Source organism: Variovorax nivicola (genome assembly GCF_051216475.1).
Classification (GTDB): domain Bacteria; phylum Pseudomonadota; class Gammaproteobacteria; order Burkholderiales; family Burkholderiaceae_C; genus Variovorax.
Genome location: NZ_JBPJZK010000005.1, coordinates 57,486 through 68,928, shown reverse-complemented (window position 1 = coordinate 68,928; position 11,443 = coordinate 57,486). Strand labels below are relative to the sequence as shown.

Sequence of the window (11,443 nt, the reverse complement as noted above, 5' to 3'; positions counted from 1 at the left end):
TGCATTTGCCGAAGGGAGGGTTTCGCAATCAGAGAACCACCTCGCGCGAGGGCGGGCTAGATTCGCTGCCATGACCACCAAGATCAAGAAATCCCTGCACACCGAGCTGGGCCACAGCACGCCCGACAGGATCACCGTGCGCGGGCGCGACCTGCCTTCGGAAATCCTCGGCCACCTGAACCTCGGCGACATGGCCTTCCTGGAGCTGACGGGGCGCATCCCGACGCCGCAGGAATCGGTGACCTTCAACGCCATCGTCGTCACGCTGGTGGAGCACGGCATCACGCCCAGCGCGCTGGCCGCGCGCCTCACCTATGCAGGCGCGCCCGAAGCGCTGCAGGCCGCCGTGGCAGCCGGTCTTTGCGGCCTGGGCACGGTGTTCGTCGGCAGCACCGAAGGCGCCGCGAAGATGCTCTACGAAGCGATTCCCTTCGGCGAGAAGCCGACGCGCCCGCTCGCCGACATGGCAAAAGACATCGTGGCCGACCACCGCACACGCAAGCAGATCGTGCCGGGCCTCGGCCATCCGCTGCACAAGCCCATCGACCCGCGCACGCCGCGCCTGTTCCAGATTGCGGCGGAGAACGGGCTCTCCACGCACTATGTCGCGCTGATGCAGGCGGTGCAGGAAGAAGCCGAGCGCGTGTCGGGCAAGTCGCTGCCGATCAACGCGACCGGGGCCGTCGGCGCGATTGCGGCCGAGTTCGGCTTTCCGTGGAAGATCATTCGCGGCTTCGGCGTGATGGCGCGCGCCATCGGCCTCGTGGGCCACATCCTCGAGGAGATCGACGACCCGATGGCCATCGAGATCTGGCAACGCGTGGAGAAAGAAGCCGGCGGCCCCCGCCAGGATTGATTGAGCAGCAACGACCAATGAACAACGCCAACGACAAGAGTTTTCCGGACATCCGCGACGCCGTGCGCGACCTGTGCGCGCAGTTTCCCGATGCCTACTTCCGCAAGATCGACGAGGCGCGCGGCTACCCCGCCGATTTCGTCGATGCACTCACCAAGGCCGGCTGGATGGCCGCGCTGATCCCGCAGGAGTACGGCGGCTCTGGCCTGGGCCTGACCGAGGCCTCGGTCATCATGGAAGAAATCAACCGCTGCGGCGGCAACTCCGGCGCCTGCCACGGCCAGATGTACAACATGGGCACGCTGCTGCGACACGGCAGCGAGGCGCAGAAGCGCAACTACCTGCCGAAGATCGCCAACGGCGAGCTGCGCCTGCAATCGATGGGCGTGACCGAGCCCACCACCGGCACCGACACCACCAAGATCAAGACCACGGCGGTGAAGAAGGGCGACCGCTACGTCATCAACGGCCAGAAGGTGTGGATCTCGCGCATCCAGCATTCGGACCTGATGATTTTGCTGGCGCGCACCACGCCGCTGGCGGACGTGAAGAAGAAGTCCGAAGGCATGTCGATCTTCATCGTCGACCTGCGCGAAGCCATCGGCAAGGGGCTGACGGTGCAGCCCATCCTGAACATGGTGAACCACGAGACCAACGAGCTGTTCTTCGAGAACCTGGAGATTCCGGCCGAGAACCTGATCGGCGAGGAAGGCCAGGGCTTCAAGTACATCCTCGACGGGCTCAACGCCGAGCGCACGCTGATCGCGGCCGAATGCATCGGCGACGGCTACTGGTTCATCGACCGGGTAACGGCCTACACCAAGGAGCGCGTGGTGTTCGGCCGGCCCATCGGGCAGAACCAGGGCGTGCAGTTTCCGATTGCCGAGGCGTTCATCGAAGTGGAAGCAGCAAACCTGATGCGCTATGAAGCCTGCCGCCTGTTCGACGCGCACCAGCCCTGCGGCGCGCAGGCCAACATGGCGAAGTACCTTGCGGCCAAGGCGAGCTGGGAGGCGGCCAATGCTTGCCTGCAGTTCCATGGCGGCTTCGGCTTTGCGTGCGAATACGACATCGAGCGCAAATTCCGCGAGACACGGCTGTATCAAGTCGCGCCGATTTCGACCAACCTGATCCTGAGCTACGTGGCTGAGCACATGCTCGGCCTGCCTCGTTCGTTCTGAAGGACTTCATTGCCATGAACCCAGTCGACCATCCGAGCAAGGTGCTCGCGACCTTCGCCGCCGAGCTGCAGTTCGCAGACATCCCCAACCCCGTGCTGCGCCGCACCGAAGACCTGATGCTCGACTGGCTGGGCTCAGTGCTCGCGGCCCGCACGGCACGGCCGGTGCGCAGCATCGAACGCTTCGCGCAGATGATGGGCCCCGCCGACGGACCCAGCGAAATACTGACTTCGCGCCGCACCAGCTCGCCGGTGTTCGCGGCGCTGGTCAATGCGGCGGCCTCGCATTTTGTGGAGCAGGACGACGTGCACAACGGTTCGGTGTTTCACCCGGCTGCGGTCGTCATCGCACCTGCGCTGGCAGTGGCGCAGAGCATTGGCGCAAGCGGCGCACAACTGCTGACCGCTGTTGTCGCGGGCTACGAGGTGGGCATCCGCGTTGGCGAATTCCTCGGCCGCTCGCACTACAAGACCTTCCACACGACCGCGACTGCGGGCACGCTCGCAGCCGCCGCTGCGGTGGGCCGTTTGCTGAACCTCACGCCACAGCAGATGCTGCACGCCTTCGGTTCGGCCGGCACGCAATCGGCCGGCGTGTGGGAGTTTCTGCGTGACGCGGCCGACTCCAAGCAACTGCACTGCGCGCATGCCGCGGCAAGCGGGCTGATGTCGGCCTACCTCGCGCAGGACGGCTTCACCGGCGCGGCGAAGATCCTCGAAGGCGCGCAGGGCCTGGGCGTCGGCATGTCGAGCGATGCAGACCCTGCAAAGCTCACCGACGGCCTCGGCACGCGCTGGACGCTGGCCGAAACTTCCTTCAAATACCACGCCTCCTGCCGCCACACCCACCCCGCCGCCGACGCGCTGCTGCAGGTGATGACGCAGAACAAGCTGAAGCCCACCGATGTGTCGCACGTGACCACGCACGTGCACCAGGGCGCCATCGACGTGCTGGGCAACGTGACCGTGCCGGCCACCGTGCACCAGGGCAAGTTCTCAATGGGCACAGTACTGGGCCTGATAGCAGTGCATGGCCGCGCGGGCCTCGGCGAGTTCGACCGCGACTTTCTAGCGCCCGAAGTCTCGGCCTTCCGCGACAAGGTGGCAATGCAACTCGACGAAGAAGTCGACACCGCCTACCCCGCCCGCTGGATCGGCAAGGTCAGTGTGCAGACGACCGACGGCCGCACGCTGCAAGGCCGTGTGGACGAACCCAAGGGCGATCCCGGCAACAGCCTGAACCGCGCGGAGATCGAGGACAAGATGCAGCGCCTGGCGCACTACGGCGAAGGCGTAACGGCTGACGAAGCAAAGGCGCTCTGCCAGCGCATCTGGCAACTGGCCGATACGCCGCGCGTGGAACGCTGGTTGGCCTGAAAGGGCTCAGACGAGGCTCCAGGCGAAGAGCCGCCCCCAGCCCGGCGAACGCGCATCGAGCCCCGCGGTGCGCACCAGATCCCAGAAGCCAGCGGGCGAGCTGGACACGACGGGCACCTGCAGGCGGGCTTCGACCTCGCGAACAGCGTCGAGCGTTACGAGCCCGCCGCACGAGATGAGGATGCCGTCGGCGCCGGGCTGCGCCTCGAACACCTTGACGCACAGGTCGACCAGTTCCCGCGTCGGCACTTTGCCGACCGCCTGCACGTCGGAGATGGAAAGGCCTTCGAGCGCGAGCGGCTCGAAGTCGCTCTGCTCCAGGTACTTTCGCAAGTGCACGTTGACTTCATCGATATAGGCAGTGGCCACTGCCACGCGCCGCACCTTCATGTGGCGCAGGCCGTTGACGATGGCGTTGCTCATCGTGGTACAGGGCAAGCCGGTGGCGCGCGCCATTTCGGCTTCGAGCTGCCGGTTGAAGGCTGCGCCGCGAAAGAAGCTCAGCGATGTGCCCATGAGCGACACCGCGCTCGCGCCCTCCTCCTTGAGCGCCAACGCCTTCTCGACCACGGAGTCGATCACTTCCGTGTAGCCGCGCGTGGAGATTTCTCCGAGGCCGAGGCCGCGCGCGCTGAATCGGATGCGGTCGCCGTAGAGCAGCGGGCCGTCTACCGGAACCTCTCCGGCTGCTGGAGGGACGATCAGGCCCAAGTGGGGTTGCTTCATTTCTGTGGCTCCGTGGAGTGATGTGTTGCTTGTGTTCGGGGTGCGTGCGAATGACACCGGGTACTCCCCTCCGCGAATGTCCCCCGGCCTTCGGCCTCCTCCTTTATTTCGCTGCGGGGAGCACCCGATGCCATTCGCACATGGGCGCAGTCGTTGTGCCGCCGGATCAAACGCTGCGTCCATCGATCACGTCGATGGTGTGCTCTGCGCAGCGAAATAAAGGAGGAGGCCGCAGGCCGGGGGACATTCGCGGAGCAGAGCACGCCGTCGGCGTGAGCGCGCCCCGAAAAAACGCAGCGAATCGAAGGGCAAGGTTTCACCCTAGTTCCCTTCCGCCACGATGTGCTGCTCGGCAATGATGCGTTTCCAGCGCGCAGTCTCCTCGGCCATGTCCTTGCCAAGCTGGGCCGGCGTGACGTAAGCGCGCAGCGTGCCTTGTGCAGCGGCGGCAGCGACGGCCTCGGGCGTATCGAGCACCGCCTTCACAGCCGCCGAAAGCTTTTCGACAATCTCGTTCGGTGTCCCGGCCGGTGCAAGCACGAAGATGCGCGGCGCCACGTCGAAGCCCGGCACCGCATCGGCCAGCGGCGGAACGCTCTCCACACCTTCGAGCTTGGCGGTATTCATCAGCGCGAGCGCGCGCAGCTTGCCCGCCTTGGCCTGCGCCATGCCGGCCGTGGCACTCACCACGCCGATGGGAATCTGCCCGCCGATCACGTCGGGCACGATCTGCGCGGCGCCGCGGTACGGCACATGCACCGCCAGGCTGCCGGTGGACTGCTTGAGCATCTCGAAGCCCAGGTGCTGCACGGTGCCCACGCCCGAGGTGCCGAAAGAGAAGCGGCCTGGATTCGCCTTGAGCTGCGCGACCAGTTCGGCCGGCGTCTTCGCGGGAAAGTCGTTGCCAGTGACAATCATCAGCGGCGCGATGAACGCGCCCGCCACCGGCTTGAAGCTGGTCAGCGGATCGATCGGGATCTTCGGCTGCAGCAGCTTGGCGATCAGCAGCGCACTCTCGCCCATCATCAGCGTGTAGCCATCGGGCGCCGCCTTGGCGACGAAATCGGCGGCGATGATGCCTGTGGCGCCGGTGCGGTTCTCGACCATCACCTGCTGACCCAGTATTGCGGGAAGGCGCGCGCTCAGCAGCCGCGCTGCGGCATCGACGCCGCCGCCGGCCGAGTAGCCGACCACGAGGCGGATGGGCTTGTCGGGGTACTTCTGGGCCCAGGCCATGGGCGCTGCGAGCAGCGCGCCGGCAAGGCCCAGGGCCATTGCCGCGCGAATCGCTTGTCTGGCTTTCATCATGTCTCCGTTTTATTTTTTGATTCGCAGGGCGGCTCAGGCCTTGCCCTTGCCGTGCGAGGTCGGCAGCTTCGCCAACTCTCGCACGCGCTCGGCGTTGGGCGCGAAGCCCAGGCCCGGCGTCTCGGGCAGCGTGAGCCAGCCCTGCTCGGGCACTGGCAGGCCGTCGAATATCTGCTTGAGCATCTGCACCGCCACATAGTGGTACTCGACCAGCCCGCCATTCGACACACCCGCATGCAGATGCATGTTGTGGAAGGGCCAGGCGCCACCGTTGTCGATGGGCACGTTGAAGGCCTGCGCCATGCCCGCGATCTTCAGGCACTGCGAATAGCCGCCCGAGATGGTCACGTTGGGCTGCAGCACGTCGGCCGCTTGGTTCACCAGCAAGTCGCGGAAGCGAAAGGCCAGGCCCTCGTTCTGGCCGCAGGCGAGCGGAATGCGGGTGCGTGCACGCAGCTGGGCCATCTGGCGCACGTCGTTCTGCGTGAGCGGCTCCTCGAAGAAGCTGATGCCGTAGGGCTCGATGCGGTGCGCGAGTTCGGTGGCGTGGAACAGGTCGAGGCCGCAGTTGGCGTCGACATACAACTTCACGTCGGGGCCCACGGCCTCGCGCACAGCCGCCACTCGGCGCACGTCTTCGGCAATGACTTCGTCGAGCGGGCGCGGCTCGTCGCGGCGCGCAAGCGCATGGTTGCCGACGGTCATCTTCAGGCGCTGGAAGCCCTGCGAGACCCACAGCTTCGCGGCGGCCGCGAGCTGGTCACGCTCGAAGAAGCCGAAGCCGAAGGTGGCGTAGACCGGCACCTTGGCGCGCGCACCACCGAGCAGGCGCCACAGCGGCTGGCCCAGCGCGCGGGCCTTGATGTCCCACAGCGCGATGTCGAGCGCGGCGATGGTGTGGCTGGCGTAGCCGGTCTGGCCGCGCGGCGAGAGCAGCCAATAGAGCTTCTCCCACAGGCGCTCGGTGGCCATCGGGTCTTCGCCGATGAGTGCAGGGCCGGCCACTTCGCGCACGGCTGCGGCGACGATTTCTTCCTCTGTGATGGCTGTCATGCCGTGGCCGACGAGGCCGGTGTCGGTCTCGATCTCGATGAGGCACAGCGACAGCGAGGTCTGCTTGTTCAGGCCGACCACGTCGATGGTGACGGGGATGTTCAGCGGCGTGGCGCTGACGCGAACGATCTTCAAGGGTGTCTCCTTTGGTTTGCGCGATCTTTGCGCGCGGGCCGCGGGAGAACAATTCGTTTTTGGCGGGCGCGAGGCTTCGCGCGGCGCGAAGGCTCTTGCTCAGTCTGGCCGGCCGAGGTGCTCCAGCACCGAGCGCGCGGCCACGGTCAGGTCTTGCTGCCTGCGCACGCACAACAGGTGGCGGCGCATGGCCCAGGGCGCATCGAGCTTCAGGCAGCGCAGCTTCAGTATCTGCAGCTGCGGCAGGATGGCCGCATAGGGCAGCACGCCGATGCCCACGCCCTGCTCCACCATACGGCACACCATGTCGAAGCTGCCCACCTGCATGCGCACCTTGAGCGGCACCTGCGCCTCCAGCGCGGCGGCCAGCAGCACGCGGTGCAGGGCCGTGCCTTCGCGCACCACGATATGGTCGTGGCGCAGCACTTCGTCTACATCGATGCGCTTGCGCCGCGCCAGCGGGTGGTCGCGCGCGATCACCACGGCCAGCTCGTCGTTGCGGTAGGGCAGGCATTCGAGGCCGTCGGCGGGCGTGTTGCCCTCGATCACGCCGATGTCGGCCAGGCCGGCCTGCACGGCCTTCACCACTTCGGTGCTGGCGCGCTCCTGCAGGTCGATCTTCAGCACCGGGTGCAGGCGCAGGAAGGAGCCGATCTGCGCCGGCAGAAACTGCGCGATGGTCGATGCATTGGCCGTGATGCTGACCACGCCCGCCACGCCGTTCTGGAAATCGTCCAGTTCGGCGCCGAGCCGGTCCATCGCCGAGAGCACTGCGCGCGCATGCAGCAGCAGGCCATGCCCCGCCGACGTGAGCGTGACGCCGCGCGCATGGCGCACCAGTAGCGGCAGCCGGGCGCGGGCTTCGAGATCGGAGATGCGCTTGCTGGCCGCCGCGAGCGCGATGTGGCAACGCTTGGCGCCCTCGCTGATGCTGCCATGGTCGGCCACGGCCACGAACAGACGCAGCGACTTCAGGTCGGCGGACATGATGGCCGCGCCCTCAATGCGCAACGAGGTGGTCGAACAGTTCGCGCGCCGAGGCGGGCAACTGCTCGCGGTTGCGCGCGATCAGCTTCAGCTCGCGCTCGGCCCATGCATCGCTGAGCGCCACGGTCGAGATGCGCATCGCCATCGACAACCGCTGTGCGGAAGACGCCGGCAGCACGCCGACCCCCACGCCCGCTTCGATCATCAGGCAGATGGCCTCGAAGCTGCTGACCTGGATGCGCGGGTTGAAGCCCCGGCCCGCCAGCTCCGCGCGGCGCTGCAGGAAGCGGTGGATGGCGCTGCCGTGGTGCAGGCCTACGTGCTGCTCGTCGAGCGTGTCGGCAAAGGCCACCGAAGGCGCGCCAGCAAGATGGTGCGTGGTGGGCACGACCAGCACGAGCTGATTGCTGCCGAAGGGGCGCGCGTCGAAGTCGCCCGTGTGCACGTCGCCGGCCAGGATGCCGATGTCGGCCTCGCCATCGGCCACCGCACGCACGATCTCTTCGCTGAGGTACTCGCGCAGGTCGACCTGCACGGCGGGATGCTGCGTGAGAAAGCCGGCCAGCTTCTGCGGCAGGTATTCGGTGATCGAGGTGGTGTTGGCGAACACCCGCACGTGGCCCTTGATGCCCTTGCCGAAGTCCTGCATGTCGCAGCGCAGGTGCTCCATCTGCTGCATCACGCGCTTGGCGTGGTACAGCACCGCCTGCCCGGCGGCCGTGAGACTCACGCCCTGCGCACTGCGGTGCAACAGCTTGCCGCCCACGGCCTCTTCCATCTGCTTGATGCGGGTGGAGGCGGCAGCCAGCGAGATGCAGGCCTTCTCGGCGCCGCGCGTGAGGCTGCGCGCGTCCGCCACGTAGACGAACAGTTTCAGGTCGAACAGGTCGAAATGCAGGTTCACCGGGCGCGGGCATCAAAGAGGAAGGGAACGTGCATTGTCCGGCGAATGGCGCCGTACGTACCCTCTTGCGGGTTTGTCCTCAGACCGGGTCCCAGCTGAACACGTCGGCTGAGCGGTCCAGCGGGAAGAAGCTGGCGCGCATCGCGGGCATGGCGTGCTCGGCAATGCTCTGCGGCGTCCAGCCCTCGGAGCGGTGAATGGAGCGCACCGGGCGCGGCTGGCTGATGAGCGAGATCTCGTTGTTGCGCACCGAAAAGATTTGCCCGTTGACCGCCCCCGCCGCATCGCTCGCGAGATACACCGCGAGCGGCGCGACCTTGGCGGGCGTCATCTGCTTGATCTTGTCGACGCGGGCGCGCTGCTCGTCGGTGTCGGTGGGAATGGCGCCGATCATGCGGCTCCAGGCGAAGGGTGCGATGCAGTTGGAGCGCACGTTGAATTTCTGCATGTCGAGCGCAATCGACTTCGACAGCGCCACGATGCCGAGCTTGGCCGCCGAGTAGTTGGCCTGGCCGAAGTTGCCGATGAGGCCCGAGGTCGACGTCATGTGCACCAGCGCGCCCGCGTTCTGCTCCTTGAAATGCGTGGCGGCGGCGCGGCTCACGTAGTAGGAGCCGTACAGGTGCACCTTGAGCACCGAGTCCCACTCGTCGACCGACATCTTGTGGAAGAAGCGGTCGCGCAGGATGCCCGCGTTGTTGACCACCACATCGATGCGCCCGAAGCTGTCGACCGCGCACTGCACGATGCGCGCCGCGCTGGCGGCGTCGGCCACGTTGTCGGTGTTGGGCACGGCCTGCCCGCCGGCCGCGCGAATCTCGTCGACCACCTGCTGGGCCGGGCCAGCACTGCGGGTTGGGCCGCCGCCTTCGGCGTCGAGTGCACCATCGAGCGCGGCACCGATGTCGTTGACCACCACCTTCGCGCCATGGGCCGCCATGGCCAGCGCAATGTCGCGCCCGATGCCGCCGCCCGCGCCCGTGACGACGACCACTTTTCCTTCAACCATGTTTGTCTCTGCTCCGGATGTTCGCCCGCAGGGTTCGCGGGCGAATTTCAGAATGCCACAGGCGGGGCAGGAGCGGGTTTCGGGTTTCCGAAGAGGGGCTTAAGGGGAGCTTCGGCCTACTGCCGCGCCGTCCGGATATTCCCAGGCAGCGCCTGCGGCGAGCTCGTGCGGAACGGGTTGATGTCCAGCCCGCCACGCCGCGTGTAGCGCGCATACACCATGAGCTTGGTCGGCTTGCAGCGGCTCCAGATGTCCGTGAACATGCGCTCGGCGCAGGGCTCGTGGAATTCGTTGTGGTTGCGAAAGCTCACGATGTACGCGAGCAGCCCGGCCTGGTCAATAGGCGGGCCGCTGTAGCGGATCTGCACGCTGCCCCAGTCGGGCTGGCCGGTGACGAGGCAGTTGCTCTTGAGCAGGCGGCTGGTGAGGGTTTCGTTCACGTGCACCTGCGTGGTGTCGCTGCTCAGCAGTTCGGGCGCGGGCTGGTAGTGGGTGCACTCGATGTCGAGGCGGTCGAGGTCGAGGCCGTCGAGTTCGTGCACCGGCTCGCGGTCGAACATGTCGGGCGCCAGCAGCTTCACGCCGATGCCGGCCGACTGGTCACTGCCGCGCCATGCGGCCTCCGACAAGTCGGCGCGCAGGCGCTCGCGCACCTCGTCGATGCTCGCGAACTGGCTGTTGTTGAAGCTGTTGAGATAGAGCTTGAAGCTCTTGCTCTCGATGATGTTGGGCGTCTCGCACGGAATGGTGAAGTGCGCGATGGCCAGCTGCGGCTTGCCGCGCAGGTTGAGCCAGCTCACTTCGAAGGCGCTCCAGAGGTCGGCGCCGAAGAAAGGCAGCGCGCCGGTCTTGATGCCCATGGCCTCGCGCTGCGTGGCGCGCGCAATGGGAAAGAGCAGCGTGGGGTCGTAGTGGTCGGCATAGGCCGAGGCGCGGCCGAGCTGCGATTGCTCGGGCGTGTTGGGGTTCGTCGGATCGTGGCTCATGGTGTGACTTCTCTGGCTTCTCTGGCTTCGGCCGCGTGTGCGAACGGAGCAATGTGCTGGGCGAGGATGGTGCACACCTCGGGCGGCAGGTCATGGCCCATGCCGGGAACGGGGACGAATTTCGAGCCCGGAATGCGTTTGGCCGTGTCCTCGCCGCAGGCGATGGGCACGAGCGCATCGGCATCGCCATGCAGCACCAGCGTGGGCGACTGGATGCGCGGCAGCACCTGGGGGCGGTCGGCATCGGCGCCGATGGGCAGCATCTGCCGCATCAGGCCGGCCGGGTGGTACGAGCGCCGCATGCCGAAGGTGAGGCGCTCGGCCAGTTCTTCGTCGGTCTGCGGGTAGGCGGGGCTCTGGATGAGCCGCAGCAGCTTGATGCTGTGCGCGACCAGCTCGGCCTCACTGCTGCCCGACGGACGGCGCATGAGCATGGAGGTGACTTCGCGGCGCGGGCCGGGCAAGCCGCGCGCACCGCTCGAACTCATGATGCTCACGAGGCTGGTCGCGCGCTGCGGCGCGGTGGCGGCCAGGCGCTGGGCGATCATGCCGCCCATGGAGGCGCCGACGATGTGGGCCTTGTCGATGCCCAGCGCGTCGAGCACGCCGAGCGAATCGAGGGTCATGTCCTGCAGGGTGTAGGCCGAGCGCACCTTCAGGCCGAGGCGGTGGCGAATCGTTTCCCACACTAGGTTGCCGACGCCCGCGTGGTCGAAGCCCTGGCTCAGGCCGATGTCGCGGTTGTCGTGGCGCACCACGCGAAAACCCGCCTCCACCAGTTGCTGCACGAAGCCGGTGGGCCAGGCCACCAGCTGCATGCCCAGGCCCATGATGAGCAGGATGACGGGGCGTCCCTCGCCTCCGGTGTCGTCGACTTCGATCTGCAGCCCGTTGGCGGTGACTTTCATCGGTTCCTTGTCTA

Annotated in this window: 11 protein-coding genes; 3 read left to right on the top strand and 8 right to left on the bottom strand. The window is 66.8% G+C overall.

The features are described 5' to 3' along the window. Positions 1-70 precede the first annotated feature (70 nt). From ACSFBF_RS20585 to ACSFBF_RS20575, 3 genes are read left to right on the top strand one after another with little or no spacing between them, the layout of a single operon-like run. Entirely contained in the window at positions 71-856 is a 786-nt protein-coding gene (locus ACSFBF_RS20585) for a citryl-CoA lyase (RefSeq protein WP_435470183.1), read from the top strand. A gap of 17 nt (positions 857-873) precedes the next feature. Beyond that, complete coding sequence (locus ACSFBF_RS20580) at positions 874-2,037, top strand: acyl-CoA dehydrogenase family protein (protein ID WP_435470182.1); 1,164 nt, start codon at positions 874-876, stop codon at positions 2,035-2,037. 14 nt (positions 2,038-2,051) lie between these two features. Continuing rightward, on the top strand, positions 2,052-3,413 hold the full coding sequence (locus tag ACSFBF_RS20575; protein WP_435470180.1) for an MmgE/PrpD family protein: 1,362 nt from the start codon (positions 2,052-2,054) through the stop codon (positions 3,411-3,413). Positions 3,414-3,419: 6 nt separating this feature from the next. Here the strand turns inward: ACSFBF_RS20575 and ACSFBF_RS20570 are convergent, their stop codons facing one another. From ACSFBF_RS20570 to ACSFBF_RS20535, 8 genes are all read right to left on the bottom strand, one after another. After that, positions 3,420-4,139 (bottom strand): arylmalonate decarboxylase, encoded by a 720-nt coding sequence (locus ACSFBF_RS20570; RefSeq protein WP_435470178.1) that lies wholly within the window; start codon positions 4,137-4,139, stop codon positions 3,420-3,422. A 321-nt stretch (positions 4,140-4,460) separates the two neighbouring features. After that, positions 4,461-5,444: a Bug family tripartite tricarboxylate transporter substrate binding protein gene (locus ACSFBF_RS20565; RefSeq protein WP_435470176.1), complete on the bottom strand. Its 984-nt coding sequence runs from the start codon at positions 5,442-5,444 to the stop codon at positions 4,461-4,463. Between the two features lie 36 nt (positions 5,445-5,480). After that, the gene (locus tag ACSFBF_RS20560; protein ID WP_435470174.1) at positions 5,481-6,635 is read right to left on the bottom strand and encodes a mandelate racemase/muconate lactonizing enzyme family protein; all 1,155 of its coding nucleotides are present in this window, start codon (positions 6,633-6,635) and stop codon (positions 5,481-5,483) included. Between the two features lie 99 nt (positions 6,636-6,734). Further along, complete coding sequence (locus ACSFBF_RS20555; RefSeq protein WP_097199882.1) at positions 6,735-7,622, bottom strand: LysR family transcriptional regulator; 888 nt, start codon at positions 7,620-7,622, stop codon at positions 6,735-6,737. A 13-nt stretch (positions 7,623-7,635) separates the two neighbouring features. Next, entirely contained in the window at positions 7,636-8,526 is an 891-nt protein-coding gene (locus tag ACSFBF_RS20550) for a LysR family transcriptional regulator (protein ID WP_435470172.1), read from the bottom strand. 79 nt (positions 8,527-8,605) lie between these two features. Further along, the gene (locus tag ACSFBF_RS20545) at positions 8,606-9,535 is read right to left on the bottom strand and encodes an SDR family NAD(P)-dependent oxidoreductase (RefSeq protein WP_435470170.1); all 930 of its coding nucleotides are present in this window, start codon (positions 9,533-9,535) and stop codon (positions 8,606-8,608) included. Positions 9,536-9,651: 116 nt separating this feature from the next. Then, positions 9,652-10,521: an NADPH-dependent 7-cyano-7-deazaguanine reductase QueF gene (queF, locus tag ACSFBF_RS20540; protein ID WP_435470169.1), complete on the bottom strand. Its 870-nt coding sequence runs from the start codon at positions 10,519-10,521 to the stop codon at positions 9,652-9,654. Next, on the bottom strand, positions 10,518-11,429 hold the full coding sequence (locus ACSFBF_RS20535) for an alpha/beta fold hydrolase (RefSeq protein WP_435470167.1): 912 nt from the start codon (positions 11,427-11,429) through the stop codon (positions 10,518-10,520). The genes queF and ACSFBF_RS20535 overlap by 4 nt, the downstream gene beginning before the upstream one ends. Positions 11,430-11,443 lie beyond the last annotated feature (14 nt).